Source organism: Azospirillum thermophilum (assembly GCF_003130795.1).
GTDB lineage: Bacteria > Pseudomonadota > Alphaproteobacteria > Azospirillales > Azospirillaceae > Azospirillum > Azospirillum thermophilum.
Map to the genome: position 1 here is coordinate 181596 of NZ_CP029354.1, position 26577 is coordinate 208172.

Annotated in this window: 27 protein-coding genes and 1 pseudogene; 23 read left to right on the forward strand and 5 right to left on the reverse strand. The window is 69.2% G+C overall.

Going from position 1 to position 26577, the window contains the following annotated elements; all coding sequences use genetic code 11:
- Window positions 1-47 precede the first annotated feature (47 nt).
- A complete protein-coding gene (ccoG, locus tag DEW08_RS19095; RefSeq protein WP_245986758.1) occupies window positions 48-1484 on the reverse strand; it encodes a cytochrome c oxidase accessory protein CcoG in 1437 nt (478 codons plus the stop codon).
- 290 nt (window positions 1485-1774) lie between these two features.
- Here ccoG and DEW08_RS19100 point away from each other — a divergent pair, with 290 nt between their 5' ends.
- Window positions 1775-2386, forward strand: a complete 612-nt coding sequence (locus tag DEW08_RS19100) for a GNAT family N-acetyltransferase (protein WP_109330904.1) — start codon at window positions 1775-1777, stop codon at window positions 2384-2386.
- Window positions 2387-2719: 333 nt separating this feature from the next.
- Here the strand turns inward: DEW08_RS19100 and DEW08_RS19105 are convergent, their stop codons facing one another.
- Window positions 2720-3244, reverse strand: a complete 525-nt coding sequence (locus DEW08_RS19105) for a hypothetical protein (protein WP_109330270.1) — start codon at window positions 3242-3244, stop codon at window positions 2720-2722.
- Between the two features lie 181 nt (window positions 3245-3425).
- On the opposite strand from DEW08_RS19105, the gene DEW08_RS19110 reads away from it, so the two are divergent.
- Window positions 3426-4571 (forward strand): ABC transporter substrate-binding protein, encoded by a 1146-nt coding sequence (locus DEW08_RS19110; protein ID WP_168220426.1) that lies wholly within the window; start codon window positions 3426-3428, stop codon window positions 4569-4571.
- Window positions 4572-4586: 15 nt separating this feature from the next.
- Here the strand turns inward: DEW08_RS19110 and DEW08_RS19115 are convergent, their stop codons facing one another.
- The gene (locus DEW08_RS19115) at window positions 4587-5786 is read right to left on the reverse strand and encodes an ROK family transcriptional regulator (RefSeq protein WP_109330274.1); all 1200 of its coding nucleotides are present in this window, start codon (window positions 5784-5786) and stop codon (window positions 4587-4589) included.
- A gap of 196 nt (window positions 5787-5982) precedes the next feature.
- Between DEW08_RS19115 and DEW08_RS32655 the strand changes: the two genes are divergently transcribed.
- The 18 genes and pseudogenes from DEW08_RS32655 (at window position 5983) to DEW08_RS19200 (ending at window position 23134) form a co-directional block, all read left to right on the forward strand.
- Entirely contained in the window at window positions 5983-6774 is a 792-nt protein-coding gene (locus DEW08_RS32655; protein ID WP_245986761.1) for an ATP-binding cassette domain-containing protein, read from the forward strand.
- A complete protein-coding gene (locus DEW08_RS32660) occupies window positions 6753-7508 on the forward strand; it encodes an ATP-binding cassette domain-containing protein (protein ID WP_245986762.1) in 756 nt (251 codons plus the stop codon). The genes DEW08_RS32655 and DEW08_RS32660 overlap by 22 nt, the downstream gene beginning before the upstream one ends.
- Window positions 7505-8509: an ABC transporter permease gene (locus DEW08_RS19125; protein ID WP_109330276.1), complete on the forward strand. Its 1005-nt coding sequence runs from the start codon at window positions 7505-7507 to the stop codon at window positions 8507-8509. The genes DEW08_RS32660 and DEW08_RS19125 overlap by 4 nt, the downstream gene beginning before the upstream one ends.
- Window positions 8510-8532: 23 nt before the next feature.
- The gene (locus DEW08_RS19130; protein ID WP_109330278.1) at window positions 8533-9486 is read left to right on the forward strand and encodes a substrate-binding domain-containing protein; all 954 of its coding nucleotides are present in this window, start codon (window positions 8533-8535) and stop codon (window positions 9484-9486) included.
- Between the two features lie 62 nt (window positions 9487-9548).
- A pseudogene (locus DEW08_RS19135) lies at window positions 9549-10396 on the forward strand (sugar phosphate isomerase/epimerase family protein); the annotation flags it as partial.
- Window positions 10397-10452: 56 nt separating this feature from the next.
- Window positions 10453-10602, forward strand: a complete 150-nt coding sequence (locus tag DEW08_RS33885) for a hypothetical protein (protein WP_425429129.1) — start codon at window positions 10453-10455, stop codon at window positions 10600-10602.
- A 252-nt stretch (window positions 10603-10854) separates the two neighbouring features.
- Window positions 10855-11802 (forward strand): Gfo/Idh/MocA family protein, encoded by a 948-nt coding sequence (locus DEW08_RS19140; protein ID WP_342760787.1) that lies wholly within the window; start codon window positions 10855-10857, stop codon window positions 11800-11802.
- Window positions 11803-11828: 26 nt separating this feature from the next.
- A complete protein-coding gene (gene xylA / locus DEW08_RS19145) occupies window positions 11829-13136 on the forward strand; it encodes a xylose isomerase (protein WP_109330280.1) in 1308 nt (435 codons plus the stop codon).
- Window positions 13137-13160: 24 nt separating this feature from the next.
- Window positions 13161-14657 carry a xylulokinase gene (xylB, locus tag DEW08_RS19150; RefSeq protein ID WP_109330282.1) on the forward strand — a complete coding sequence of 499 codons (1497 nt, stop codon included), beginning with the start codon at window positions 13161-13163 and terminating at the stop codon, window positions 14655-14657.
- A gap of 10 nt (window positions 14658-14667) precedes the next feature.
- A complete protein-coding gene (locus DEW08_RS19155; protein WP_109330284.1) occupies window positions 14668-15432 on the forward strand; it encodes an SDR family NAD(P)-dependent oxidoreductase in 765 nt (254 codons plus the stop codon).
- Between the two features lie 609 nt (window positions 15433-16041).
- Window positions 16042-16938 carry an RNA polymerase sigma factor RpoH gene (gene rpoH / locus DEW08_RS19160; RefSeq protein WP_245986763.1) on the forward strand — a complete coding sequence of 299 codons (897 nt, stop codon included), beginning with the start codon at window positions 16042-16044 and terminating at the stop codon, window positions 16936-16938.
- A gap of 522 nt (window positions 16939-17460) precedes the next feature.
- Complete coding sequence (locus DEW08_RS33275; protein ID WP_281262063.1) at window positions 17461-18903, forward strand: flagellin N-terminal helical domain-containing protein; 1443 nt, start codon at window positions 17461-17463, stop codon at window positions 18901-18903.
- 173 nt (window positions 18904-19076) lie between these two features.
- Window positions 19077-19466: a flagellar biosynthesis regulator FlaF gene (flaF, locus tag DEW08_RS19175; protein ID WP_109330288.1), complete on the forward strand. Its 390-nt coding sequence runs from the start codon at window positions 19077-19079 to the stop codon at window positions 19464-19466.
- The gene (locus DEW08_RS19180; RefSeq protein WP_109330290.1) at window positions 19456-19890 is read left to right on the forward strand and encodes a flagellar biosynthesis repressor FlbT; all 435 of its coding nucleotides are present in this window, start codon (window positions 19456-19458) and stop codon (window positions 19888-19890) included. Before flaF ends, DEW08_RS19180 begins: the two co-directional genes overlap by 11 nt.
- A gap of 4 nt (window positions 19891-19894) precedes the next feature.
- The gene (locus tag DEW08_RS19185; protein WP_181449462.1) at window positions 19895-20275 is read left to right on the forward strand and encodes a FlaG family protein; all 381 of its coding nucleotides are present in this window, start codon (window positions 19895-19897) and stop codon (window positions 20273-20275) included.
- Complete coding sequence (locus tag DEW08_RS19190) at window positions 20272-21078, forward strand: DUF1217 domain-containing protein (protein WP_109330292.1); 807 nt, start codon at window positions 20272-20274, stop codon at window positions 21076-21078. Before DEW08_RS19185 ends, DEW08_RS19190 begins: the two co-directional genes overlap by 4 nt.
- 28 nt (window positions 21079-21106) lie before the next feature.
- A complete protein-coding gene (locus DEW08_RS19195) occupies window positions 21107-22210 on the forward strand; it encodes a hypothetical protein (protein WP_245986764.1) in 1104 nt (367 codons plus the stop codon).
- Between the two features lie 285 nt (window positions 22211-22495).
- Window positions 22496-23134 (forward strand): hypothetical protein, encoded by a 639-nt coding sequence (locus DEW08_RS19200; RefSeq protein ID WP_146214728.1) that lies wholly within the window; start codon window positions 22496-22498, stop codon window positions 23132-23134.
- A gap of 56 nt (window positions 23135-23190) precedes the next feature.
- Here DEW08_RS19200 and DEW08_RS19205 read toward each other — a convergent pair whose 3' ends face one another.
- Both DEW08_RS19205 and fliI read right to left on the reverse strand, forming a co-directional pair.
- Window positions 23191-23892 (reverse strand): hypothetical protein, encoded by a 702-nt coding sequence (locus tag DEW08_RS19205; RefSeq protein ID WP_109330296.1) that lies wholly within the window; start codon window positions 23890-23892, stop codon window positions 23191-23193.
- Between the two features lie 12 nt (window positions 23893-23904).
- Window positions 23905-25251, reverse strand: a complete 1347-nt coding sequence (fliI, locus tag DEW08_RS19210; RefSeq protein WP_109330298.1) for a flagellar protein export ATPase FliI — start codon at window positions 25249-25251, stop codon at window positions 23905-23907.
- Window positions 25252-25362: 111 nt separating this feature from the next.
- Between fliI and DEW08_RS19215 the strand changes: the two genes are divergently transcribed.
- The 3 genes from DEW08_RS19215 to fliE are packed head-to-tail and all read left to right on the forward strand — an operon-like array spanning window position 25363 to window position 26575.
- On the forward strand, window positions 25363-25755 hold the full coding sequence (locus DEW08_RS19215) for a flagellar basal body rod protein FlgB (protein WP_109330300.1): 393 nt from the start codon (window positions 25363-25365) through the stop codon (window positions 25753-25755).
- A gap of 17 nt (window positions 25756-25772) precedes the next feature.
- On the forward strand, window positions 25773-26192 hold the full coding sequence (gene flgC / locus DEW08_RS19220) for a flagellar basal body rod protein FlgC (protein WP_109330302.1): 420 nt from the start codon (window positions 25773-25775) through the stop codon (window positions 26190-26192).
- Between the two features lie 11 nt (window positions 26193-26203).
- Window positions 26204-26575 (forward strand): flagellar hook-basal body complex protein FliE, encoded by a 372-nt coding sequence (fliE, locus tag DEW08_RS19225; RefSeq protein WP_109330304.1) that lies wholly within the window; start codon window positions 26204-26206, stop codon window positions 26573-26575.
- The last annotated feature ends 2 nt before the right edge of the window (window positions 26576-26577 follow it).

Below are 26577 nucleotides of genomic sequence, written 5' to 3' on the forward strand. Positions count from 1 at the left end.
AGGGGGCGGGGCGGCCGGCTTTCCGGCGCATCAATCCATACAATTGGTCAGGGCGCCAGGAACACCGTGTCGCGCCGGACGTCCTGGTCGCCGCTCCCGTCCTCCGGTACGAGGTGGAAGGCCAGCGGGGTCGAGGTGGCGGCCAGGGACGACGGCGGGACGCGGACATAGACGCGGTAGCTGTCGACCGCGTTGGCGTGGGCGGACAGGCTCAGCCGGTCGGCTTCCCCGGCGGTGCCGGCAAGGCCCAGCGTGGCCCCGGCCGGCCCCGACAGGGTCAGGCGGTAGCGCGTCCCGGCCAGCGTCATGTTGGCGATCTTGACGGTGTAGGCGTTCTGGATGCGCCCGTCGGCAAGCTGCACGAACAGCGGGGCCCGGTCGCGCAGCACCGAGATGTCGGAGCGCGGCTTCAGCGCCAGCCCGATGCCCATCAGCCCGGCCACCACGACGATCAGCAGGGTGTAGACGATGGTCCGCGGGCGGATCCAGCGGTAGGGCGCCGCCGGCCGGCCGGTCGCCTTGGCGGCCTGCGCCGCCTGGGTGTCGTAGCGGATGAGGTCGCCCGGACGGCCGATGCGGGCCATCACGTCGTTGCAGGCGTCGATGCACAGGCCGCAGCTGATGCACTCCATCTGGATGCCGTCGCGGATGTCGATGCCGGTCGGGCAGACCTGGACGCAGGCGCCGCAGTCGATGCAGTCGCCGAGGCCGTCCGCCGCCCGCTCGTCCCAGCCCTGGCTCTTGCGCACCGGCGCCCGCCCCTCGCCGCGCCAATCCTGGTAGGTGACGACCAGGCTCTCCTCGTCCAGCATGGCGGCCTGGATGCGCGGCCACGGGCAGACGTAGATGCACATCTGCTCCCGCATGAAGCCGGCCATGGCGTAGGTGCAGGCGGCGAAGAACAGGATGGACCAGACGGCCGGCGCCGGCGCCTGGAACCGCAGCAGGTCGGCGACCAGGGCCGGGGCGTCGGTGAAGTAGAAGACGCCGATGGCCCCGGTCGCCAGCGCCACCAGCAGCCAGCCGGCATGCTTCACCAGCTTCCTGGCGATCCAGCCGGCGGTCCAGGGGTGGCGGTCCAGCCGGATGCGGTCGCCGCGGTCGCCCTCGACCAGACGCTCGATCCAGATGTAGAGGTCGGTCCACACCGTCTGGGGGCAGCTGTAGCCGCACCACACCCGTCCGGCGAGCGCGGTCGCCAGGAACAGCCCGACCGCCGCCAGGATCATGGCGCCGGTGACGTAGTAGATCTGCTGCGGCCAGAGCTCGACCGCGAACAGGTAGAAGCGCTGGTTGCCCAGGTCCAGCAGCACGGCCTGGCCCGGCGCGTCCGGCCCGCGGTCCCAGCGCAGCCAGGGCAGCAGGGCGAACAGGGCGAGCAGGACCGTCCCGGTCGCCGTCTTGATCCGCCGGTAGCGGCCGCGCACCGCCTTGGGGTGGATCTTGCGGTGCGGGGCATAGGCGGGCGGCGCGGCCTGCGCCACTGCCGAACCGCCGGAGGAGGAAGCGAGGCCTGTCGCCCTGTTTTGCATGGAGCACCCGATTGCATTGATCGCATCTGGGTGATTTGTATGTCTTAATGTATGGGTCACGCAACGGAATTGATGGCATCGCGACAGCGCGCCGCATAGGCCGTCCGGGCTGTTGGCGGGCGGCGGGCCGTCGGGTAGTGCTGTCCCGGCCCCGCCGGTTCCGCGTCGTGCGGAAGGCGGCCCTCGAAGATGGAAAGGCATAGCCCATGCAGTCGCCCGTGCAATCGCCCGTGCAATCGCCCATGCAGACGACGCTCCGGACAGACCGGCTGCTGCTGCGGCCCTGGCGCGACGATGATCTCGACGCCTTCTTCCGGCTCTCCCGCGACCCCGCGGTGATGGAGTTCCTGCTGCCGCTGGCCGACCGCGCGGCCAGCGATGCCGCCGTGGCCCGCCTGCGGGACCATGGCGAGCGGCACGGCTTCTGCTTCTGGGCGCTGGAGTTGCCCGGCGTCAGCCCCTTCATCGGCTTCGCCGGGCTGATGCAGGTCGCGTACGAGGCGCATTTCACGCCGGCGGTGGAGATCGGCTGGCGTCTCGGGTCCGCCTTCTGGGGGCGGGGCTATGCGACGGAGGCGGCCGGACGGGCGCTTGCCCATGGGTTCGAGGATCTCGGCCTGGAGGAGATCGTCGCGCTGACCGTTCCGGCCAACCGGCGCTCCCGGGCCGTCATGGAGCGGCTGGGCATGAGCCGGTCGGAGCGGGATGATTTCGCTCATCCGCGCGTACCGGAGGGCCACCCGCTGAAACGGCATGTGCTCTATCGTCTGCGCCGGCAGGACTGGGCGACGCGCCCCGCTGCAGGCGGCGGCCGAACCCCACCGTCCGCGCGATCAGCAGAAGCGGGAAGGTGAGCCGTTCCCGTTCCGCGCACTCGTAATGCCAGGGGTGCCCCTGCGGGTCGCCGGCCCAGTGGGGCTGGCCCTTCAGGATCGGCGCGCCGCAGCAGACGCAGAGCGGACGCCGGGAGATCCCGGTATCGGAAGCGGGCGGAGGTACGGCGGGCACGGGCATCGCAGTCATGATGGCCTCGCGGCAGGCGAAAGCCCCCGTCGAATATCCCGCGGTGCCGCTGTCGGGGGTGATCTCCATCAATTCCGTCCCGCATATCACACCGGAAGCCTGACGATTGTCCGCGGCCTGTGTCCGCCGCGCCACGCTGCCGCGACGGCCTGCCGGACGCCCCGTCAGGTGGACCGGGGGCGGCCCGGTGCCGTCAGCGGCGTCACCACCGGGCGCGGCGCCGGCGGAACCGCGGACCCGGTCGGCGCCGTCACCCCTCCCGCTCCCCCCTGCGGCACCGGCGGAAGCACCGGAGGGGGAAGCGAGGCCAGGGCACGGGAGGCGAAATCCCGCTCGAACTCGAAGTTGGGGCCGGGGAAGCGCTGCAGCAGCATCTCGTAGGTGGCCCGCGCCACGTTGGCGCAGCCGAGGATGCGGAACATCTCGCCCTGGCGCAGCAGCGCCTCGGCCTCCGAGTTGGGATGGTAGTAGCCGATGCTGGTGGAAACCGCGTACCAGCGGTGATAGGCCGCCCACATCGCCTGGACCTGCGGCCCCTCGCAGCGCCCGGCCTCGATCGCCTTCTCCAGGGCCTGCCGATACTCCGTGTCGGGGGCGGGAGAGGACATCATGCAGCCGGCGACGGCGAGCGTCGCGGTCAGCAGGGCGGCCAGGGGGGCCGCAACGGCGGCGGGGGTGCGCTTCGGCATCGGGGCCATTCCGGTCTTGCGGTTTTCCGCCAGTGAAGCCTACCGCGATTAAAGCGCGGTTCACGCTTGCGCGCCGCGCTGCGATCCCATAGGACGGCCCCGCGGCCGGTACGGACGCCGGTCCTGCGACGGGGAGGGGAAGGGGATGCCGAAGTCCAGTTTGTCCGCGACGGTCGCTGTCATGGCCGTCGCTGCGATCGCCGGCCCGGCCGCCGCCGATACGGTCAAGGTCGGGGTGATCGGTCCGTTCTCCGGCCCCTACGCCTTGTTCGGCAAGGGGTTCCGCACGGGCGTCGAGGCCTATGTCGCCGAGCATGGCCGCAAGGCCGGCGGACATGATGTGGAGTTCGTCTACAAGGATCTGGACGGCCCCAGCCCGGCGCGGGCCAAGGCGCTGGCGCAGGAGCTGGTGGTCAAGGACCGCGTCGGCTATCTGGCCGGCTTCTACCTCACGCCCAACGCGCTGGCGGTGACCCCCCTGCTGGAGGAGGCGAAGGTGCCGCTGGTGGTGTTCAACGCCGCGACCTCCGCGATCACGGAAAAGAGCCCCTACGTCGTCCGCACCTCCTTCACCATGTGGCAGAACACCGTTCCGGCGGCCCAGGTGGCGGTGCGGCAGGGGGCCAGGAAGGTCGCCATCGCGGTCAGCGACTACGCGCCGGGCATCGACGCCGAGACGGCCTTCCGCAAGTCGTTCGAGGCGTCGGGCGGCACGGTGGTCGAAGCGGTCCGCATGGCGCTCAGCATGACCGACTTCGCCCCGGTGATGCAGCGGCTGGCGGACTCCGGGGCCGACACGGTGTTCGCCTTCCTGCCGAGCGGGCCGGCCACCCTCGGCTTCGTCAAGGCCTTCCACCAGACCGGGCTGAAGGACAAGGGGATCCGGCTGCTGACGACCGGCGACCTCGTGCCGGAACCGGACCTGCCGGCGCTGGGGGAGGCCGGGCTCGGCATCCTCTCCACCTATCATTATGCGGTCTCGCACGACTCGCCGGAGAATGCGCGGTTCCTGGCGGCGGTGGAGAAGGCCGGCGGCAAGCGGTCGGAGGTCACCATGGCGACGGTGGCCGCCTATGACGGGGCCCACCTGCTCTACCGGATGATCGGGGCGGCCGGGGCGGAACGGGCGCCGGACAAGGCGCTGGCCGCGGTGAAGGACTATGGCTGGATCAGCCCGCGCGGCCCGGTGCGCATCGATCCGCAGTCGCGCCACATCCGCCAGACCGTCTATCTGCGCGTCGTCGAACGGAAGGACGGCACCTATCTCAACCGCGAGCTGGACGCTTTCCCCGACCAGCCCGACCACGGCTTCGGCCTGGGGAGGTAGCCGGACCCGGTCCCCTCACAGCATGCCGACGGCGAGGCTGGGGGCCGACAGGAACCCCTCCATCGCCAGCGCAATGCCGCCCATCGGCACCGCGTCCGGGCCGAGCGGGGAGACCAGCAGCCGCAGATCCCTCCGCAGCGGCTCCAGCGCATGCTCCTCCAGCGCGCGGTGCAGGTGGGGCAGGATCAACCCGGCCACCGTCGACAGGTTGCCGCCCAGCACCACCAGGCCGGGGTCGGTCAGGTTGACGAGGTGGGACAGGGCGAATCCCAGATGGCGCCCGGCCTCCGCCAGCACCTGCGCCACGGCGGCATCGCCGGCGCGGGCGGCGACGGCGACGCTCGCGAGGTCGGGCAGGGTCCGGCCCCGTTCGGCGGTCCGCGCCAGGATCGCCGGCTCCGACACATACGTCTCCAGGCAGCCGCGCTTGCCGCAGGCGCAGGGCCGGCCGCCGGGCACCACCGTGACATGCCCGACCTCGCCCGCGAAGCCGTGGGAGCCGCGATAGAGCCGCCCGCCGAGGAAGAGCCCGCCGCCCACCCCGGAATGGCCGGTCAGGTAGATGAAGTCCTCCACGCCGCGGCACAGGCCGAACAGCCGCTCCGCCATGGCGGCGGCCTTGGTGTCGTTGTCCACCTGGACCGGCATGCCCAGCGCCTCCTCCAGCAGGGGGCGGATCGGCGTGTCGCGCCAGCCCAGGTTGGGAGCGAGCACCAGGCGGCCGCTATGGTCCATCAGCCCGGGAAGCCCGACCCCGATCCCGCGCACCGGCGGTGCCGTGGCCCCCGACCCGCCGGTGGCGGGCGGACGGCTGGCGGCCACCGCCTCGTCGATGCCCCGATGCAGGCGGTCCAGCGCGGTGGAGATGTCGGTGCTGCCGGCGATCTGCAGATGCTCCAGCACAATGCCGGCCAGCGTGGTGGTGACGATGCGGATGGTCCCGGGTTCCAGCCGCGCCCCGACCAGCAGGCCGGCGGCCGGCGCGATGCTCAGCGCCGTTTCCGGGCGCCCGATGCGGCGCGCCCGCGGAGCGTCCGTCCGCTCCACCAGCCCGTCCTCCAGCATCTGCGTCACGATCGCCGAGGTCGTCGCCTTGTCCAGCCCGGTCAGCCGGCTCAGGTCGCGCTGGGCGCAGCCGGGATTCTCGCGCAGCGCGTGGAAGACCTTCGTTCTGTTCAGGCGGCGGATCGCGGCCGAATTGACCCTGGGCAGCATGCGCGGTTCCGTCTTTGGAAGGTCCGTCTCCGGGAGGATGCGTCATACCCTGAAGAGCCGGGCCAAAGCCATCCTTCCGCGCCTTGACGGGCATCGCAAACAAGCATACGCTCCCTTTTGTTCGACGGTCTATTTAATTCGCGGCAAGCCTTAGAAACCAAAAGTCCGTCACGCCGCGCGCAGGGATGGGACAACCATGGCGGAGCCGATCCTGTCGGCATCCGGCGTCACGAAGTGCTTCGGGCCCGTCGAGGTCCTCCATGGGGTGGATTTCGCCGTTCATGCCGGCGAAGTGCACGCCCTGGTCGGCGAGAACGGGGCCGGCAAATCGACGCTGATGCGAATACTCGCCGGCTATCATCAGCCGACGTCGGGCACGATCTGCGTGGACGGCCGGCCGGCCGTCTTCGCCGGCAGCGGCCCGGCGGAGGCGCTGGGCATCGTGCTGATCCACCAGGAGTTCAACCTTGCCGAACACCTGACGGTGGAAGAGAACGTCTTCCTCGGCCGCGAGCTGCGGCGCGGTCTCTTCCTCGACAAGCGCACCATGCAGGACCGTTGCCGGGCCGTGCTCGCGGAGCTGGAATGCCCGATCGATCCGCGGCTGCGGGTGCGGGACCTCGCCGTCTCCGAGCGGCAGATGGTGGAAATTTCCAAAGCCGTGTCGCGGGACGTGCGCGTCCTGATCATGGACGAGCCGACCGCGGTGCTGACGGGGGCGGAGACCGCGGTCCTGTTCCGCCTGATCCGCCGCCTGCGCGACCAGGGGGTGGGGATCGTCTACATCTCCCACAAGCTCGACGAGGTGAAGGCGATCTCCGACCGCGTCACGGTGCTGCGGGACGGCCACTTCATCGCCAGCCGGCCGACGGCGGACCTGTCGCAGGACGACATCGCCCTGCTGATGGTCGGCCGTCCGATCAGCGACCTGTTCGCGGCGAAGGCCCCCGGCCCGACGCTCCGGTGGTGCTGGAGGTGCGGGGGCTGACCGTTCCCGGCTGGGTGCGCGACGCCTCCTTCGACCTCAGGCGCGGGGAGATCCTGGGCTTCGCCGGCCTGGTCGGCGCCGGGCGGACGGAGTTGATGGAAGGGCTGTTGGGACTGCGCCGGCACAGCGGCGGAACGGTCCTGCGCGACGGGCGCCCGGTGCGCATCCGCCGTCTCGAAGACGCCGTCGCCGCGGGAATCGCCTATCTGACGGAGGACCGCAAGGGCAAGGGACTCCTGGTCGGCAAGCCGCTGCGCCCGAACCTCACCCTTCTGGCGCTCGACCGCTATGGCCGGATCTTCATCGACGAGGGGAAGGAGGCGGCGGCGCTGGACCGCGCGGTGGAGGAGTTCGACATCCGCGTGAAGTCGTCCGACGCGCTGGTCGGCAGCCTCAGCGGCGGCAACCAGCAGAAGCTGCTGCTCGCCAAGACCATGCAGGTGGAGCCCGTCATCCTCATCGTCGACGAGCCGACCCGCGGCATCGACATCGGCACCAAGCAGCAGATCTACCGCTTCCTGCACGACTTCGCCCGGCGCGGCGGGTCGGTGATCCTGATCTCCTCGGAACTGCCCGAGATCATCGGGCTGTCGCACCGGGTGGCCGTCATGCGCTCCGGCGTCGTGACCGGCGTGCTGGAGGGCGACGCCGTGGAGGAGGGGGAGATCGTCCGCTACGCCACCGGCCTGAAGGGCCGCGACCCGACCCGCCAGCCCCAGGGAGTTTCCGCATGACGCCCACAGTGCTGCCTGAAGCGGCGCGCAGGTCCGGCGCCGGCTTCGATCTGAAGCTCTACGGGCCGTTCCTGGCGCTCGCCGCCCTCATCCTGCTCGGCGCCCTGGTCAATCCGGCCTTCCTCAGCCCCACCAACATCGGCAACGTGCTGACCCGCACCGCCTTCATCGGCATCATCGCGGTCGGGGCCACCTTCGTCATCACGGCGGGCGGCATCGACCTGTCGGTCGGCTCGCTGGCCGCCTTCGCCTCCGGCGTGATGATCGTCGTGATGAACGCGCTGGTGGCCGGCATGGGGCCCGGGGTGCCGGTGATCCTGGTCGGCGTCCTGGTCGCGCTCGGGCTCGGACTGGCGGCCGGGCTGGTCAACGGCCTCCTGGTGACCAAGGGGCGGATGGAGGCCTTCATCGTCACCCTCGGCACCATGGGCATCTTCCGCTCGCTCGTCACCTACATGGCGGACGGCGGCACGCTGTCGCTGAACTCCGCCGTGCGCAACGTCTACCGGCCGGTCTATTACGGCGGCGTCTTCGGCGTCTCCTTCCCCATCCTGATGTTCGCCGTGGTGGCCGTCGCCGGGGCGGTGATCCTCTACCGCACGCGCTTCGGCCGCTACTGCGCCGCCATCGGCTCCAACGAGGACGTGGCGCGCTATTCGGCCATCGACACCGACCGGGTCAAGCTGGCGGCCTTCGTGCTGCAGGGCCTGTGCGTCGCGCTGGCCGTGGTGATCTACGTGCCGCGGCTGGGATCGGCCTCGGCCACCACCGGCCTCTTGTGGGAGCTGGAGGCCATCGCCGCGGTCATCATCGGCGGAACCATGCTGAAGGGCGGCTACGGCCGCATCTGGGGCACGGTGGTGGGCGCGGTCATGCTCACCCTGATCGACAACATCCTCAACCTGACGGGCGCCATCAGCGTCTACCTGAACGGCACCATCCAGGGGGTCATCATCATCGTCGCGGTGCTCCTGCAGCGGAGCGCCGGGTCGCGTCGCTGAACGAGAACAAGGGAGAATCGACCATGAAGTTCGGTTTGGCTCTGGTCGCGGCGCTGGCCGCGGGTCTGGTGCTGGCTCCGTCCGGCGCCTCCGCCCAGCAGAAGATCAAGATGGGTGTCTCCATCCCGGCGGCGACCCACGGGTGGGCCGGCGGCCTCAACTGGCATGCCCAGCAGGCGGAGAAGAAGCTGGAGAAGCAGTATCCCAACCTGGACGTCGTCATCGTCACCGCCCGCGACGTGGGCAGGCAGGCCAACGACATCGAGGATCTGGTGTCCGTGCGCAACATCGATGCGCTCGTCATCCTGCCCTTCGAATCCGCCCCGATGACCGATCCGGTGCGTGCGGTGAAGCAGGCCGGCAAGTTCGTCACCGTGGTCGACCGCGGCCTGACCGACCCGTCGATCCAGGATCTCTACGTCGCCGGCAACAATCCGGAAATGGGCCAGGTGTCCGGCCGGTTCATCAAGGAGAGGCTGGGCGGCAAGGGTGACATCGTCGTGCTTCGCGGCATTCCCACCGTCATCGACAACCAGCGCGTCGACGGCTTCATGAAGGAGATCGAGGGGACCCAGATCAAGGTCCTGGGCATGCAGTACGCCAACTGGAACCGCGACGACGGCTTCAAGGTGATGCAGGACTTCCTCGCCCGCTTCCCGAAGATCGACGCGGTCTGGGCGCAGGACGACGACATCGCGCTCGGCGTCATCGAAGCGGTGAAGCAGGCCAAGCGCGAGAAGGAGATGTTCATCCTGGGCGGCGCCGGCATGAAGGACATGATCAAGCGCGTCATGGACAAGGACACGCTGGTCCCGGCCGACGTTCTCTATCCGCCCTCCATGATCGCCGAGGCGATGGAGATCACGGCCAAGCATCTGGTCGAGAAGGCGCCGATCAAGAAGGAATACATCATCGAGGCGACGCTGGTGACCCCGGAGAACGCGGCCAAATACTACTACCCGGACTCGCCGTTCTGACCCTCGCCCGCACACCCCGCCGCGGCCGCGGCCGCGGCGGGCAGACCATCGGGAGACCCATCATGAAGACCATCAAGGGGCCGGCGATCTTCCTTGCCCAGTTCGCGGGCGACGCGCCGCCGTTCGACAGCCTGTCGGCCATCGGCAGATGGGCCGCCGGGCTGGGGTTCAAGGGCGTGCAGATCCCCGCCTGGGACGCGCGGCTGTTCGACCTCGCCAAGGCGGCGGAGAGCAAGGATTATTGCGACGAGGTGAAGGGCGTGCTGGCGGAGGCCGGCGTGCAGGTGACGGAACTGGCCACCCACCTGCAGGGCCAGCTCGTCGCCGTGCATCCCGCCTATGACGAGGCCTTCGACGGCTTCGCCGCCCCGGAGGTGCGCGGCAACCCGAAGGCCCGGCAGGCCTGGGCGGTCGATCAGATGATGAAGGCGGCCAGGGCGTCGGCCAACCTGGGGCTGACGGCGCATGCCACCTTCTCCGGCGCGCTCGCCTGGCCATTCCTCTATCCCTGGCCGCAGCGGCCGGCCGGGCTGATCGAAACGGCGTTCGACGAGCTGGCGCGGCGCTGGCGCCCGATCCTGGACGCCTTCGACGCCGCGGGGGTCGACGTCTGCTTCGAGATCCACCCGGCGAGGATCTGTTCGACGGCGCGACCTTCGAGATGTTCCTGGAGCGGGTCGGCAACCATCCCCGCTGCAACATCCTCTACGACCCCAGCCACTTCGTGCTGCAGCAGCTCGACTATCTCGGCTACATCGACGTCTATCACGAGCGGATCCGGATGTTCCACGTCAAGGATGCGGAGTTCAATCCCTCGCCGCGCCAGGGCGTCTATTCCGGCTACCAGCCCTGGATCGGCCGGGCCGGGCGGTTCCGCTCGCTGGGCGACGGGCAGGTCGATTTCGGCGGCATCTTCTCCAAACTGACGCAGTACGGCTTCGACGGCTGGGCGGTGCTGGAGTGGGAGTGCTGCATGAAGCACCCGAGCAGGGGGCCGCGGAAGGGGCGGAGTTCATCGCCGCCCACATCATCCGGACCACCGAGAAGGCCTTCGACGATTTCGCCGGGACCGGGACCGATCCGGAGGCAAACCGGCGCATGCTCGGCATCGTCTGAGCGGGAGGACGTCATGACCATTGAAGGGACTGCGGCCGGCGGCGTCTCCGCCGGCTCCCGCCGCCGGTTGCGCCTGGGCATGGTCGGCGGCGGGCAGGGGGCTTTCATCGGTGCGGTGCACCGCATCGCCGCCCGTCTCGACGACCGTTACGAGCTGGTGGCGGGGGCGCTGTCCTCCGACCCCGGGCGGGCGCGGGCGAGCGGGGCGGAGCTCTTTCTGGCCCCGACCGCTGCTATGCCGGCTTCGCCGAGATGGCGCGGGCCGAGGCGGCGCGGCAGGACGGCATCGACGTGGTGGCCGTCGTCACGCCCAACCACCTGCACCACCCCGTCGCCAAGGCCTTCCTGGAGGCCGGAATCCACGTCATCTGCGACAAGCCGATGACCACGACGGTGGAGGATGCCGAGGATCTGGCGGCGCTGGTGGAGCGCAGCGGCCTCGTCTTCGCCCTGACCCACAACTACTCCGGCTATCCGCTGGTCCGGCAGGCGCGCGCCATGGTCGCCGAAGGGCGGCTCGGCAAGATCCGCGTGGTGCAGGTGGAGTATCCGCAGGACTGGCTGACCACGGCGCTCGAGGCGACCGGGCAGAAGCAGGCGGCCTGGCGGACCGATCCCGCGCGCAGCGGCGTCGCCGGCTGCGTCGGCGATATCGGGACCCATGCCTTCCAGCTTGCCGAGTTCGTCACCGGGCTGCGCTGCACGGAGGTCGCCGCGGATCTCTCCACCTTCGTGGAGGGACGCCGGCTGGACGACAACGCCAACATGATGCTGCGCTACGACAACGGGGCGCGGGGCATGCTGTGGGCGAGCCAGGTGGCTCCCGGCCACGAGAACGGGCTGCGGCTGCGCGTCTATGGCGACAAGGGCGGCATCGAGTGGTTCCAGGAGCAGCCCAACGCCCTGCGCTTCGCTCCCTTCGGCGAGCCGCCGCGCATCGTCACCCGGGGCGGCGCCGGGTCCGATGCCGCCGCCGCCCACGGCACCCGCACCCCGTCGGGCCATCCCGAGGGCTATCTGGAGGGCTTCGCCAACCTCTACCGCGACGCCGCCGACCTGATCGCCGCCCGCATGGCCGGGAGCGAGCCCGATCCGCAGGCCGCCCTCGTCCCCGGCGTGCGGGACGGGGTCCGCGGAGTCCGCTTCATCCATGCCGCCGTCGACTCCAGCCGCCGCGGCGCCGGCTGGGTCGCGGTGTGAACGACAGATCGCTGAAAGGAACCGTCATGAGCGAACCCTTCTTCACCGGCGTCGGCAGGATCCGTTACGAGGGGCCGGACAGCGACGATCCGCTGGCGTACCGCTGGTACGATCCCGACCGCCCGGTGCTGGGCCGGCGGATGGCGGACCATCTGCGTTTCGCCGTCTGCTACTGGCACAGCTTCTGCTGGCCGGGCACCGATCCCTTCGGCGCCGCCACCATGGAACGGCCGTGGATGGCGGCGGGCGATCCGGTGGCGCTCGCCGAGCGCAAGATGGACGTGGCGTTCGAGCTGTTCGAGACGCTCGGCGCCCCCTTCTTCACCTTCCACGACCGCGACGTGGCGCCGGAGATGGGCAGCCTGCGGGAGACGCAGGCGGTCTTCGCCCGCATGGTCGACCGGCTGCAGGCGGCCATCGAGCGGACGGGCGTCAGGCTCCTGTGGGGGACGGCCAACCTCTTCTCGCACCCGCGCTACATGGCGGGGGCGGCGACCAATCCGGATCCGGAGGTCTTCGCCTGCGCCGCCGCCCAGGTGCGCGATGCGCTGGAGGCGACGCACCGGCTGGGCGGCGTCAACTACGTCCTGTGGGGCGGGCGCGAGGGCTATGACACCCTGCTCAACACCGACCTGCGGCGGGAGCTCGACCAGCTCGGCCGCTTCCTGGCGCTGGTGGTGGAGCACAAGCACAGGATCGGTTTTCCCGGCACCATCCTGATCGAGCCCAAGCCGATGGAGCCGACCAAGCACCAGTACGATCACGACGTCGCCACCGTCTACGGCTTCCTCAAGCGCTACGGGCTGGAGGACGAGGTGCGCGTCAACATCGAGGTCAACCACGCCACGCTCGCCGGCCACAGCTTCGAGCACGAGGTGGCGACCGCGCTGGCGCTCGGCATCTTCGGGTCGATCGATGTCAACCGGGGAGACCCGCAGAACGGCTGGGACACCGACCAGTTCCCCAACGACGCCGCCGAACTCGCCCTGCCGATGGCGCGCATCCTGGAGGCCGGCGGCTTCACCACCGGCGGCTTCAACTTCGACGCCAAGATCCGGCGCCAGAGCATCGAGCCGGAGGATCTGCTGCACGCCCATGTCGGCGGCATCGACACGCTGGCCCGCGGCCTGCTGGCGGCCGCGCGCATCGTCGAGGACGGCCGGCTGAAACGGCATGTGGAGGAGCGCTATGCCGGCTGGGACGGCGATCTCGGGCGGCGGCTGATGTCGGGGCTGGATCTGGCGGGGGCGGCGGATGCCGGCCTGCCGCTCGACCCCGGACCGCGCTCGGGCCGGCAGGAGATGCTGGAGAACCTGGTGAACCGGCTGGTGTGACGTCAGAAGAAGGGGAGGGCGGCGATGTATCTCGGCATCGATCTCGGCACGTCCGGTGTCAAGGCCGTGCTGGTGGACGAGGCGCAGCGGTTCGTCGGGCAGGCGGCCGCCCCGCTGGAGGTCGGCCGCCCCCACCCCCTGTGGTCGGAGCAGGACCCGGAGGACTGGTGGACCGCCACCGGCCGGGCCGTCGCCGCGCTGCGCGCCGCCCATCCGCGGGAGATGGCGGCGGTGCGCGGCGTCGGCCTGTCCGGACAGATGCACGGCGCCACCCTGCTCGACGCCTCCGACCGGGTCCTGCGTCCGGCCATCCTGTGGAACGACGGGCGCAGTGGTGACGAATGCCGGGAACTGGAGCGCCGGGTGCCGGAGCTTCGGCGCCTCACCGGCAACCGCGCCATGCCGGGCTTCACCGCGCCCAAGCTGCTGTGGGTCGCCCGGCACGAGCCGGATCGCTTCGCCGCGACGGCGCATGTCCTGCTGCCGAAGGATTACCTGCGCCTGCGCATGACCGGGGACCATGCCTCCGACCTGTCGGACTCCGCTGGCACCTTGTGGCTCGACGTCGGCCGGCGATGCTGGTCGGCGGAGATGCTGGCCGCCACCGGCCTGGACGAGGCGCAGATGCCCCGGCTTTACGAAGGGTCGCAGGCGACCGGCACGCTGCGGGCCGAGGTCGCCGCCGGTTGGGGCGTGCCGGCGGGGACGCCGGTGGCCGCCGGGGCGGGAGACAATGCCGCCGGGGCGGTCGGCGTCGGGGTGGTGGCTCCCGGCAGCGCCTTCCTGTCGCTCGGCACGTCCGGCGTCATCTTCGTCAGCGGCGACCGCTTCTCGCCGAATCCCGACCGGGGCGTGCACGCCTTCTGCCATGCCCTGCCGCGCCGCTGGCACCAGATGTCGGTGATGCTGAGCGCGGCGAGCTGCCTGACCTTCGCCGCCCGGCTGACCGGGGCGGACGACGAGGCGGCCCTGCTGCGCGAGGCGGAGGCCGATGTCGCCGCCGGGAGCGACATCGGCCCGCTGGTCTTCCTGCCTTACCTCTCGGGGGAGCGGACGCCGCACAACGACCCCCACGCCAAGGGCGTCTTCTTCGGCCTGACCCACGACAGCGGCCGGTCCGCCCTGGCCCGCGCGGTGCTGGAGGGCGTCGCCTTCGCCTTCGCCGACGGGCTGGAGGTGTTGGAGGAGGCGGGCGACCGGGTGGAGCGGCTGCTGGTCATCGGCGGCGGCGCACGCAGCCCCCTGTGGGGCCGCATCCTGGCAAGCGCGCTGGACCGGCCGCTCGACTATCCGGCCGGAGGCGAGGTCGGCCCCGCCTTCGGTGCCGCCCGGCTCGCCCGGCTGGCGGTGACCGGCGAGGCGCCGGAGGAGGTCTGCCGCCCGCTGGAGGTCCGCGACACCGTGCGTCCCGACCCGGCGCTGTCCCGCGCCATGGCCGGCCGGCGCCGTCTGTTCCGCCGCCTCTACGGCGATCTCAGGGCGGCCTTCCGGGAGTCGGCCGTTCCGGACCCGGGCGGTTGAGGAGATCGAGATGCCGCAGTTCGCGACCTATCCCAGCCTGAAGGACCGCGCCGTGCTCGTCACCGGCGGGGGCACCGGCATCGGAGCCGCCCTCGTCGAGCGCTTCTGCGCCCAGGGCAGCCGCGTCGCCTTCCTGGACATCGCCGAGGACCCGTCGCGGGCCCTGGCGGAGCGGCTGGGGGCTGCCGGGAACGCACCCCTGTTCCTCCCCTGCGACCTGCGGGACATCGGGGCGCTGCGCGCCGCGGTGGCCCGGGCGGGCGAGGCGGTCGGGCCGCTCCGCGTTCTGGTCAACAACGCCGCGCGCGACGACCGCCACCGATGGGAGGAGGTCACCCCGGAGTATTGGGACGAGGCGATGGCCGTCAACCTGCGCCACCAGTTCTTCGCCGCCCAGGCCGTGGCGCCGGTGATGAGGAGCGCGGGCGGCGGTTCCATCATCAATCTCGGCTCGATCAGCTGGGTGATCGGGCAGGGCGGCATGGTCGCCTACACTGCGGCCAAGTCCGCCGTCCTGGGCCTGACGCGCAGCCTCGCCCGCGATCTCGGCGAAGCCGGGATCCGCGTCAACGGCATCATGCCCGGTGCGGTGATGACGGAACGCCAGCTCCGCCTGTGGATCGGCGAGGAGGACAAGCGCCGCATCCTGGACCGCCAGTGCCTGAAGCGGCTTCTGGAACCGGACGATGTCGCCCGCATGGCCCTGTTCCTTGCCGCCGACGACAGCGCGATGTGCACGAACCAGAGCTTCATCGTCGACGGCGGCTGGGTCTGACCGCCGGGCGCCACGAAATTCCCTCTTGAAGAGCGACCGGCGATGGCCACATCAGGGGCCGGATGCGGCTGTCCGCAGCGGATCACGGTGACCGCGGGAAAAGCGCGTCCGGCCTCTTGAATCCGTACCACCACGGTCCAATATGATCGTGGTGCCGGTGAGCTTTGCCGTTCGGATCGACGCAAACCACCCCGGCATCTTGAAACCGGCAGGTTCGATGCCCACATCAGTCCTTCGTGTTCGTGGCGGTTTCGCCGTTTCAAACCATCAGGTCAGGGCTCCGGCTCCAGGCTCGGCGCCCGCAAGGATGCACTGCGTTGAACAAGGTCCGCTGAGGGAGTCGTTCCCTGGGCTTTCCGGTTCGGCCGTCCCGCTCGCGGGGTTGCCGGCCCTTTCCTCTCCGGTCCGTCGCGGGCCGGCTGCCTCGACGTCTTTCCCCCGTCCTGGCGCTGCCGCACGGCGCCGGAGAGGTCTTTTCCCAATTCGGCATCGCCCCCTGTAAGCAACCACAACAGGCGATGCACGCCCGTCCGGCAGCGTCGAATGCCGGCGTGTCCAAGACCGACAACAGGTATCGCCCGCCCGACACGCGGGCCAGGGAGAGTATGGATGCACGCTGAGTACACGTCTGCCGAGCCGATGCAACTCTATCTGCAGGACGCCAGGAAGTACGAGTATCTGACCGCCGAGCAGGAGCGCGAGCTGGCCGTCCGCTGGCGGACCGGGCAGGATCGCCGCGCGCTCGACAAGCTGGTGGGCAGCCATCTGCGCCTCGTCTTCAAGCTGGCGCGGGGGTACCAGGGCTACGGCCTGCCGCTGTCCGACCTCGTGGCCGAGGGCAATGTCGGGCTGATGCAGGCCGCCCAGAAGTTCGAGCCGGAAAAGGGCTTCCGCTTCGCCACCTATGCGTCCTGGTGGATCCGGGCGGCGATCCAGGAATATGTGCTGCACAACTGGTCGCTGGTGAAGATCGGCACCACCGCGGCGCAGAAGAAGCTGTTCTTCAGCCTGCGGCGCCTGAAGGCGCGGATGCAGGAATTGGAGAGCGGCGACCTGTCGCCGGAGGCGGTGTCCGCCATCGCCACCGAGCTGGACGTGCCCGAGGCCGAGGTGGTGGAGATGAACCGCCGCCTGTCGGTCGACAGCTCGCTCAACGCGCCGTTCGGCGAGGACGGCGACAGCGAGTGGCAGGACCAGCTTGCCGACGACCGGGCGAGCCACGAGACCGTGATTGCCGACAGCGAGGAGCGCCGGCAGCGGCTGGACTTCCTGAAGCTGGGGCTGGAGGCGCTGAATGACCGCGAGCGGGCGATCCTCGTCGCACGCCGTCTGGCCGACGAGCCGGTTACGCTGGAGGAGCTGAGCCAGCGCTTCAAGGTCTCGCGCGAGCGTGTCCGCCAGCTCGAGGTGCGGGCATTCGAGAAGGTGCAGAAGGCGGTGATGGCCAATGCCCGGGCGCAGCAGATCGCGTCGTCGGACAAGAGCCGGGCCTGGCTGGGCGCCTGAGCCTCTGCTGTAATGGGCGAGTAAATGAGGCGGGACCGATAAAGATCACATCGGCCTGAGCACGTCGGGGCTTGCGGGATCAGCACCCGCGGCCCATATCAAGGCTCGGTCGTTAACAACTGAAAGGAGGTGATCTCGTGTCTCATTGTCGCAATCTGCTTTCGTCGGGCGTCATGGCCGGGGTCTTTTCCTCCGTGAAGGGCTCCTGCTTCCGATAAGGACGCGACCGTGATCCGACGGATTGCGGAATTGACAATGGAAGGGCTGCCGGAAACGGCGGCCCTTCTTTGTTTTCGGCCGATCCTTCCCGATTAATTTATCTATCTTTTGAAGTTTATCCGGGTGTGTCGGTGGTGATTCGCTTCCTTGCGGGTCGGCCGCGGTTTTTACGCCGGTTTAAACCGGGTCGGTCACAGTTTCCCTGCCGACAGCGCGCCCGTGAGACATGATGCGGCGGGAAGGCCCGCGCAGATCGGCCCCGGCGTCAGAAAGGCGCTCTGCATCTCACGAACGGAGATACACATGGCCTCGATTCTGACCAACTCCTCGGCGATGACCGCGCTGCAGACCCTGCGCCGCGTGACGGAAGACCTGGCGACCACCCAGGACCGTATCTCGACCGGCCTGAAGGTCAACAACGCCAAGGAAAACGCCGCCTACTGGTCGATCGCCACCACCATGCGTGCTGACGTCGCCGGCTTCAAGGCGGTGAAGGAGTCGCTGGAGCTGGGCACCGGCACCACCAACACCGCGTCGGTGGCCTCCAAGAACATCGTCGAGAACCTGCGGACCCTGAAGGCCCGCGTCATCGCCGGCCAGACCAACGGCGTCGACAAGTCGCTCATCCAGAACGACATCGACGAGCTGGTCAAGCTGGTCAAGGGTGCTGCCGCCGACGCGTCGTTCAACGGCGACAACCTGCTGCGCGTCTCCTACTCGAACGACGGTTCCGCGAAGGACCTCGGCGTCCAGATCCTGGCGTCCCTGAGCCGCAACGGCAACACGGTCGACCCGTCCTACATCTCCTTCCAGCGTCAGGACATGCAGGTCACCTCGATCATTGGCAAGGCCAAGATCGAGCAGCAGCTCGACTCGACCAACGCGCTGAAGGCGACCCAGACCTTCGACATCGGCGATGTGGGCAAGACCTTCATCGAAGGCCAGAACCTTGGCCTGGGCAAGATGACCTTCTCGTTCACCACCGAGAAGATCAAGACCCCGTCGAACGTCGAAGTCGCTGCGCAGACGGTCAACGTCGAAGTCGACCTGTCCAACATCACCTACGACGACACCCGTGCCCACACCGAGCAGCGCATCACCGACCGCATCAACTACGCGGCCGCCAAGGCGGTGTACGACAAGCTCAGCGCCACGCTCCCGGCCGGTGACGTGGCTGCCGTCCTGGGCGCTGCCGCTCCGACCATCGGCAACGCCGGCGCGAACGACCTGACCCTGGTTTCGGCCGGCGGCTACACCGCCCCGACCATCGACCCGCTGCTGAAGGCCCTGTCCCCGACCGTGTCCTTCGGCACGGGCGCCGACACCGGCAAGCTGTCCTTCACCGTCGGTGCCGGCTTCACCGACGCCAGCAGCTTTACCGCGGGGGTCAAGAACCTCTGGGTGTCCAGCAGGGAGAGCGATGCGTTCGGTGGTCTCGCCGATCTGACCCAGATCGACGTCGTCAACAACGCCGAGCAGTCTCTGGTCGCCATCAACTCCCTGCTCGACAAGGCGATCGGCAAGTCGGCGGTGATCGGCTCGATCGAGAACCGCGTGTCGGTGCAGAACGACTTCGTGTCGAAGCTGACCGACGCCATGAACCGCGGTATCGGCGCCCTGGTGGACGCCGACATGAACGAGGAATCGAGCCGCCTGCAGGCCCTCCAGGTCCAGCAGCAGCTCGCGACCCAGGCGCTCTCGATCGCCAACCAGGGCCCGCAGAACATCCTGTCGCTGTTCCGCTAAGGCCTTGAGGGATCGGCGCCGGCGCGCACCGGCGCCGATCCCCTTCTTCGTTCATTCGGGCGCCCCCATCGCCGCCGCCCGCTGCCTTGCCGTCCGCACTCCGGCCACGGCCCGGACCGTCGCCCGCGCCGCAGGTCCCTTCCAGTGTTCCTTCCCCATTGCAAGGTGCGACCATGAGCATCGCCGCCTACCAGCAGACCATCACCGAGTGCGAAGATCCCCGCCGGATCGAGTACCGGGTCTTTCTGCGCATCACGCTGGACCTCGAAGCCAACCGCGATGCCGACTGGCGGTCCGCCGCGCTCAAGGACGCCCTGTGGCGGAACCTGGAACTCTGGAACACGCTGCGCGCCGACCTGCTGGAGGAGGACAACGCCCTTCCCGAGGACCTTCGGGCCGGGCTGGTCTCGCTCTCCTTCTCGGTCGACCGCCACACCCGGCGGGTGCTGCGCGGCGAGGCGGACGTAAAGCTTCTCATCGACATCAACCGTGCCGTCATGCAGGGGTTGCAGGGGGTGCCGCAGCCTGCCGCACCAGCCCTGGAGGTCGTTCATGGCGCTTAAGCTCCGCCTCAAACCCTGTGAACGCGTGGTGATCAACGGCTGCGTTCTGCAGAACGACAACCGTCGCCACACCCTGACGGTCAGCAACTTCGCCCACATCATCCGCGGCAGCGACATCATGCAGGAGGAGGAGGCGGACACCCCCGTCCGTCGCGCCTACTTCGTGATCCAGAGCATGCTGCTCGACCCTGGTGCGGCGGAGCAGTACAGCAGCATCATCACCGGCATCATGGCGAAGCTCTACAACGCCTTCGTCCATCCGGAGATGCAGGACCGCATCATGCAGGCGATGCAGAACGTCAGCGAGCGCGACTACTACAAGGCGCTCGCCTGCCTGCGGCCGGTGATGCAGTACGAGGAGACGGTGCTCGACGGCGCCAAGCGGCGCCACGATGCCATGGACGAACCCCGCGTGGGAGGATGATGCCATGCCGAATCCCGTCAACGGCGTAACCGGAGTGGCCGGCGAACGCTCGCCCGCCAGCGCCGACATCGTCGCCGAGGTGCGCCAGCGCCAGGCCGACCGGCTGCGCGCCGCCCAGGCCGAAGGGATCAAGCCGACCGAGGTGGTGGAGGCTGCCGAGAAAGGCGACACGACCGCGACCACCGCGCGGCGGGAGTCCATCCATCCCTACCGCGTCAACCTGGATCCCGACACCGGTCGCCTGTCGACAGAGGTGCTGGACACCGCCACCGGCGACGTGATCATGCGCATCCCCCCGCAGTACATCGATCCGGCGGAAGCCCTGGAGGACGGCGAGCCCGTCCATGCCGGCCACCGCCGCGAGCCGCGGGAACTCAAGGCATGACCACGCTCCAGGACCTTCGGCAGGTCACGCGCAACCAGGACCGCTACGACCAGATGATCCGGTCGCGCGCCGACGTGAAGCGTCAGATCGAGTATTTCACCGCCAACATCGGCAAGGTGACGACCGTCGACGAGTTCATGAAGGACGACAAGCTCTATCGCTTCGTGATGGAGGCCTTCGACCTCGGCAGCCAGGTCAACGCCAAGGGACTGATCCGCAAGGTGCTGAACGAGGGCGTGACCGATCCGTACGCCCTCGCCAACCGCATGAGCGACAGCAAGTTCAAGGAGATGGCGAAGATCCTGGCCTTCAAGGAGACGGACGGCAAGACCCTGAAGGAGCCGAAGATCGTCCAGGCGATCGTCGACCGCTTCGTCAAGGTGAAGGCCGAGATGAAGGCGGAGGAGACGAATCCGGCGGTCCGTCTTGCCCTCTATTTCCAGCGCAAGGCGCCGACCATCAACAACTGGTATCAGGTTCTGGCCGACCGCGCGCTGCAAAAGGTCGTCTTCACCGCCCTCGACATTCCCAACCAGGCGGCCCTGCAGGATCTCGACCGCCTGGTCACGAAGATCAAGACGCGCTTCGACATCGCGGACTTGAAGGATCCCAAGAAGCTGACGAAGTTCATCGAGCGCTTCTCGGCCATGTACGACGTGCAGAACGGCTTCTCCAGCGGGACGTCCTCCGTCTCGTCCACGGTGGTGTCGATGATGTCGCCGGTCAGCCGGCGTGGCCGGGCCTCGATCATCTCGATCGATCCGTCGGTGACGATGTCGCTGCTGAAGTTCCCGCGCTTCTGATCCTGCGGACGCGCCACCCCGGGAGAGCATGAGCGTGGAGGCGAGCCACCGTCTGCACCGGTTTCACCCGCAGTCGCGGGCGGCTCCCCTGCCGGAGGACATCGGTTCGGGCAGCGACGAGGAGGCGCGCGACGCGCTGCACATCCTTCCGCTGTCCGCCCTCCCGCTGGAGACGTCCTGCCTTCGCCGCGCCCGGCTGGTGAAGAACGTCCGGCTGCAGACGGCGGTCGAGCTGTTCAACGACATCCATGCCGGCAGCGGCCAGATCGCCCCGGGGCAGCTCCCCCAGCATCTCGGCTTCCGCACGCCCGAGCTGGAGCGCGACCTCGTCAAGATCACGCGCATCGCCCAGGCCCCGAGCTTCGACGTCTATACCCTGCGCATCGAGCTGCGCCGGCTCAGCATCAACGTCGAGGAGCATGAGTCGCTGCGCCTGTCGGACGCGCGCAAGACCCAGCTCACCCGCTACATGCGGGTCTTCACCCGCCCGCTGATCGAGACGGTCTACGGCACCGACGAGGTGCAGGTGGAGAGCGTCGACGACCTGATCCGCATCTTCACGGCGCCGGACGTGGCGGAGGTGCGCCGGCGGCTGCGGCTGCTCGCCGACCGGCTGGATATTCCGCTGACCGAGATCCCGGCCTTCCTTCAGGAGTATGGCGACATCTTCCTGTCGCTGGCCTACTTCAAGGAGCGGCTGGACGACATCGTGCCGGACGTGCAGGCCTTTCTCGCCTGGACCGACGGCATCCGCGCCTCCAACGAGATCCGGCGCGACGCCCGCCACCGCCGCCTGCTCGACGACGTGGGGCGGGACCTGACGGAGATCTCCACCTCCATCACCGGCCGCTTCGAGAGCTTCGACAACCGCTCGCGCGATTTCTGGCGCGACATCAACGCCACCAGCTTCCGCAGCATCCGCGAGCTCATCACCGCGCATCACGTCACCATCGGCGGCGTGCTGTGCGGCCTCGCCGTCAAGATGAACCTGTGGAAGGCCCGCTTCGCCTCCGGCGGCGGTCCGATCCGGCGGATGGAGTTCGTCCGCTCCGAGATCCTGCCGGGTCTTTCCCATATCAAGGCGCTGGAGCGTTCCGCCCGCGGCGAACGGACGGCCGAAGACACCCAATGACCGTTACCCCCAGTGACCGCTGCAGCTGCCCGCTTTTTCGCCAAAGCGGAGCCGTTGCCCCGTAATTGCAGATAGTCCACCGGGAACATTTCCCACTTCGCCGCCGCGGCCACGCAGAAGCGTTAACAGTCTGTCCACCCCGCAGCCCCCTGCTTATTTTGGCGTCACGTAACCGTCACACAACAGTCATAAAACGGGGAGGCTCGCGCCATGCTGATGAAAAGTCCTGCGCCTGCGGGACAGACGCTGGATGTGCCCCTGGGGCGGATCATCACGGGACTTTTCGTGATTTTCGGGACGCTGGCCTTTTTGAGCCTCGCGCAGAACGTCGCCGCATACGGCTTCCACCTGATCAACCCGGCGCACAAGATCTGGTTCCTCGACGTCGACGAGGAGCGCAGCCTCTACACCTGGGCATCCTCGATGCTGATGGGGGCCATCGGGCTGGTGAACCTGTTCGTCGCTGCGGAGAAGGCGGACGAGAGCCGGACCGCCGTCCTGCAGTGGCTCATCCTCTCGCTCGCCTTCTTCGCCATTTCCTGCGACGAGATGCTGGCGCTGCACGAGAAGATCGGGAACCTGTTTCCGGCCGAGATGCTGACCGGCGTGCTGCGCTTCGCCTGGGTGCTTCCCGGCGGGATTCTCTGCCTGATCGGGCTCGTCCTCTACATCCCCTTCATCCGCGGCTTCCCCGGCCGGGCGCGCGTCTATCTGATCGCCTCGGCCGTGGTGTTCCTGTCCGGCGCCATCGGCCTGGAGATGGTCGGCGGCATGATCGAGGAGGCCAACGGCGTCCACAACCTGACCTACCGTCTCGCCTCCACGGTGGAGGAGACGATGGAGGGCTTCGGACTGATCCTCTATCTCCATGCCGTGCTGCTCTACCGCCGCCAGTATACCGACCGTCTCTCGATCCGTTACTGACGACGGCTCCGGTCCCGCTCGCCCTGCCGATCCGGGCGGATCGGCGAGGCCGGGGATCACAGTTTGACCGACCGCTGTCCTGCCGGCTGCGTCGCCTGCATCTCATAGAGCTTGGCGAGGAGCTGCGGCGCCGGTCGCGTCGTGTCTCCCGCCGCCCCGGCACCTGCGCTGCCCGCCACTCCGGTGCCGGCCGCCGCAGTGCCGGCCGTGGCAGCCTGTGCCGGCCGCGGGTTCATCTTCCTCAGCGCGGCATCGAACGCCGCGGCGGAGGGCAGGGCGGTTCCGCCTTTCGTCCCGTCCGCTTCGGCCGCCATCCAGGGCACCGTCGGCTTGCCCGTCCCGGCGTCGGCCAGCGCGGTGCCGGCGGCCGCCTTCGATCCCGCAGCCGGATCCTTGCCGTCACCGTCCGCCAGGGAGGCGAGATGGCCGAGCGGCGTGTCGCCGCTGATGCTCTCGAACGCCGCCATGCCGGCGCTCGCCAGCAGGCCGATCGGCCCGCCGAAGATGAAGCCTCCGGCCAGCCGGGCGGCCAGCCCGATGTTGTCGCCCGACACCTCGCGGTAGACGGAGGAGACGACCGGCAGGTGCTGCAGCGGGTTCACCGCATCGACGAGGTCGCCGAAGCTCAGTCCCCTGTCCGACTGGAAGATCGACAGCGGATCCTGTTTCTGTTCCTGATTCGGGGCGGGGCGCTGCTGGGCCGGCGTCGGTAGGGTGGGGGCCAGGGCGCGGGCGGCAAGCCGCGGGTTGTCGGTCATGCGGGGGCTCCGTTAGGCCGGCGCGTCGGCCGGAAGGCTGGACAGGATCTGCTCCAGCAGGTGAAAGGACTCCGCCGGCGCGGTGGTGTCGTCCTTGCCCTGGCGCAGGAAATCCTCGAGGTGGGGGTGCAGGAGCACGGCGGCGTCCACTTCCGGATCGGCACCCTTCTTGTACGCGCCGAGCCGTACCAGCTCGCGCATGTTCTCGAAGGTGACGGCCAGCCGGCGGGCCGTGGTCACCAGCCGGTTCTCTTCGGCGGAGTGGCAGCCGGGCATGGTGCGCGACACGCTGCGCAGGATGTTGACGGCGGGATAGCGCCCGGTCTCGGCGATCTTGCGGTCGAGCACCATGTGCCCGTCCAGGATGCCGCGCACCGCGTCGGCGATCGGCTCGTCATGGTCGTCGCCGTCCACCAGCACCGTGAAGATGCCGGTGATGTCGCCCGGGCTGTCGGCGTTGCCGGGGCCGGCGCGTTCCAGCAGGCGCGGCAGTTCGGCGAAGACACTCGGCGGATAGCTCTTGGTGGTCGGCGGTTCCCCGGCGGCCAGCCCGATCTCGCGCTGGGCCATGGCGAATCGCGTCACGCTGTCGATCAGGCACAGCACATGCTGGCCCTGGTCGCGCAGTTCCTCCGCCACCGTCATGCAGAGATAGGCCGCCTGGCGGCGCATCAGCGGCGGCTCGTCGGAGGTCGCCACGATGACGACGGAGCGGGCCAGCCCGTCCTCCCCCAGATCGTCCTGGATGAACTCCTGCACCTCGCGTCCGCGCTCGCCCACCAGGCCTATGACGATGGCGTCGGCGTTGGCGTGGCGGGCCAGCATCGACAGCAGGGTCGATTTGCCCACGCCCGATCCCGCGAAGACGCCGAGGCGCTGGCCGCGGCAGACCGGCACGAAGGCGTCCATGGCGCGCACGCCGGTGGCGATCTTGCCGCCGACCCGGCGGCGGGCGCAGGCGGCGGGCGGGCCGGCCCGCAGCGGGCGCGGATGCTCGCCGTTGCGCAGCGGTCCCTTGCCGTCCACCGGCTGGCCCAGCGCGTTGACGACGCGGCCGAGCCAGCCGCGGCCGGGGCGCAGGGTGAAGGCGGTGTCGTCGGTGACGGCGGCGCAGCCCTCCGCCACCCCTTCCAGATTGTCGAAGGCCATCAGCAGGGACCGGCCGTTGCGGAACCCGATGGTCTCGCACAGCAGCCGGCCGCCGCGCGTCGTCTCGGCATAGCATTTGTCGCCGACCGCCAGCGCCCGCTGCAGCCCGTCCACCTCCAGCGTCATGCCGACGGCGGTGCGGATGGTGCCGCGCAGGCTGCGCGTCGGCATCCGTTCGATCTCCGCCAGCAGGTTCGAGAGTACGCGCATCTGGGGCCTTTCCGGTCAGGTCGGAACCCCCCGACCCTAGCCCGGCCGATTTAAATCCGGTTTTAAACGGGCACGATCATCTTGGCCTTGTTTTCGGGGAGAGCCGATAAGATGGATTTTAGCAATATTTCCGTGTTCCGGCTGGCCGGCGCCCGCCTCGATTACTTGGCGGAGCGGCAGAGGCTGATCGCCGAGAACGTCGTCAACGCCAACACGCCGGATTACCAGGCGAAGGACCTGAAGCCCTTCGAATCCCTGATGAACGGCCAGCGCCCGGTCACTCCGTCGCGGACCAGCTCCATGCATCTGGCCGGGCTGCGGCCGGCCGGCTCCGCCCAGGAGGCCCGCCGCCCCGACCAGTGGGAGGTGACGCCCGACGGCAACTCCGTCTCGCTGGAGCAGGAGATGAACAAGGGCAGCGAGACCCGCGACGCCTTCTCGCTGACCGCCGGCGTCTTCCAACGCAACGTCCAGATGCTGCGCGCCGCCTGGCGCGTCGGCTGATCGCGGAAGGGACCGCCATGATCACCGATCCCCTGTCGGCAACACTGCGCATCGCCAGCTCGGGCCTCCAGGCCCAGGGCACCCGCCTGCGCGTGGTCGCCGAGAACATCGCCAACGCCGACTCCACGGCGCCGACCGCCGGCGGCGACCCCTATCGCCGCAAGACCATCTCCTTCACCAGCGCGATGGACCGGTCCACCGGTTCCGAGATCGTCAAGGTGAAGCAGATCGGCCGCGACCGCAGCGACTTCCAGCTCGCCTACGACCCGTCCCATCCCGCCGCGGACGAGAAGGGCTACGTCAAGCGCCCGAACGTCCAGCCGCTGATCGAGATGATGGACATGCGGGAAGCCAGCCGGTCCTTCGAGGCCAGCGTCAACGTCATCGAGCAGACCCGGTCCATGATGAACCGCATGGTCGACCTGCTGCGCAGCTAAGGAGACATCCCATGATCGAACCCATCGGCCGCGCCGCAGCCGCCTATGCCGGCCAGCGTGCCACCCTGGTTCCGGGCGGCCTGGCGTCCGATCCGTCGGCGGCCGTCACCTCCGCCGCCAGCGGTGCCGCCTCGGCCACCGAGACGCCGCCGGCCGCCGGTGCGGAATCGAGCTTCGGCGCCTTTCTCGACCGTCAGGCGACGCAGGCGATCGACACGCTGAAGGAGGGCGAGCGGGTGTCGCTGGCCGCCGTCGCCGGCAAGGCCAGCGCGCACGAGGTCGTCCGTGCCGTGATGGCCGCCGAGATGACCGTCCAGACGGTGGTGTCGATCCGCGACCGCATGGTGCAGGCCTATCAGGACATCATGCGGATGACGGTCTGAGG

Excerpts from the sequence above, each read along its gene's own strand:
- DEW08_RS19100 (WP_109330904.1), top strand. The coding sequence starts at position 1,775 with ATGCAGACGACGCTCCGGACAGACCGGCTGCTGCTGCGGCCCTGGCGC.
- DEW08_RS19105 (WP_109330270.1), bottom strand. The coding sequence starts at position 3,244 with ATGCCGAAGCGCACCCCCGCCGCCGTTGCGGCCCCCCTGGCCGCCCTG.
- DEW08_RS19110 (WP_168220426.1), top strand. The coding sequence starts at position 3,426 with ATGGCCGTCGCTGCGATCGCCGGCCCGGCCGCCGCCGATACGGTCAAG.
- DEW08_RS19115 (WP_109330274.1), bottom strand. The coding sequence starts at position 5,786 with ATGCTGCCCAGGGTCAATTCGGCCGCGATCCGCCGCCTGAACAGAACG.
- DEW08_RS32655 (WP_245986761.1), top strand. The coding sequence starts at position 5,983 with ATGGCGGAGCCGATCCTGTCGGCATCCGGCGTCACGAAGTGCTTCGGG.
- DEW08_RS19125 (WP_109330276.1), top strand. The coding sequence starts at position 7,505 with ATGACGCCCACAGTGCTGCCTGAAGCGGCGCGCAGGTCCGGCGCCGGC.
- DEW08_RS19130 (WP_109330278.1), top strand. The coding sequence starts at position 8,533 with ATGAAGTTCGGTTTGGCTCTGGTCGCGGCGCTGGCCGCGGGTCTGGTG.
- DEW08_RS19140 (WP_342760787.1), top strand. The coding sequence starts at position 10,855 with ATGGCGCGGGCCGAGGCGGCGCGGCAGGACGGCATCGACGTGGTGGCC.
- xylA (WP_109330280.1), top strand. The coding sequence starts at position 11,829 with ATGAGCGAACCCTTCTTCACCGGCGTCGGCAGGATCCGTTACGAGGGG.
- xylB (WP_109330282.1), top strand. The coding sequence starts at position 13,161 with ATGTATCTCGGCATCGATCTCGGCACGTCCGGTGTCAAGGCCGTGCTG.
- DEW08_RS19155 (WP_109330284.1), top strand. The coding sequence starts at position 14,668 with ATGCCGCAGTTCGCGACCTATCCCAGCCTGAAGGACCGCGCCGTGCTC.
- rpoH (WP_245986763.1), top strand. The coding sequence starts at position 16,042 with ATGCACGCTGAGTACACGTCTGCCGAGCCGATGCAACTCTATCTGCAG.
- DEW08_RS33275 (WP_281262063.1), top strand. The coding sequence starts at position 17,461 with ATGGCCTCGATTCTGACCAACTCCTCGGCGATGACCGCGCTGCAGACC.
- flaF (WP_109330288.1), top strand. The coding sequence starts at position 19,077 with ATGAGCATCGCCGCCTACCAGCAGACCATCACCGAGTGCGAAGATCCC.
- DEW08_RS19180 (WP_109330290.1), top strand. The coding sequence starts at position 19,456 with ATGGCGCTTAAGCTCCGCCTCAAACCCTGTGAACGCGTGGTGATCAAC.
- DEW08_RS19185 (WP_181449462.1), top strand. The coding sequence starts at position 19,895 with ATGCCGAATCCCGTCAACGGCGTAACCGGAGTGGCCGGCGAACGCTCG.
- DEW08_RS19190 (WP_109330292.1), top strand. The coding sequence starts at position 20,272 with ATGACCACGCTCCAGGACCTTCGGCAGGTCACGCGCAACCAGGACCGC.
- DEW08_RS19195 (WP_245986764.1), top strand. The coding sequence starts at position 21,107 with ATGAGCGTGGAGGCGAGCCACCGTCTGCACCGGTTTCACCCGCAGTCG.
- DEW08_RS19205 (WP_109330296.1), bottom strand. The coding sequence starts at position 23,892 with ATGACCGACAACCCGCGGCTTGCCGCCCGCGCCCTGGCCCCCACCCTA.
- fliI (WP_109330298.1), bottom strand. The coding sequence starts at position 25,251 with ATGCGCGTACTCTCGAACCTGCTGGCGGAGATCGAACGGATGCCGACG.
- DEW08_RS19215 (WP_109330300.1), top strand. The coding sequence starts at position 25,363 with ATGGATTTTAGCAATATTTCCGTGTTCCGGCTGGCCGGCGCCCGCCTC.
- flgC (WP_109330302.1), top strand. The coding sequence starts at position 25,773 with ATGATCACCGATCCCCTGTCGGCAACACTGCGCATCGCCAGCTCGGGC.
- fliE (WP_109330304.1), top strand. The coding sequence starts at position 26,204 with ATGATCGAACCCATCGGCCGCGCCGCAGCCGCCTATGCCGGCCAGCGT.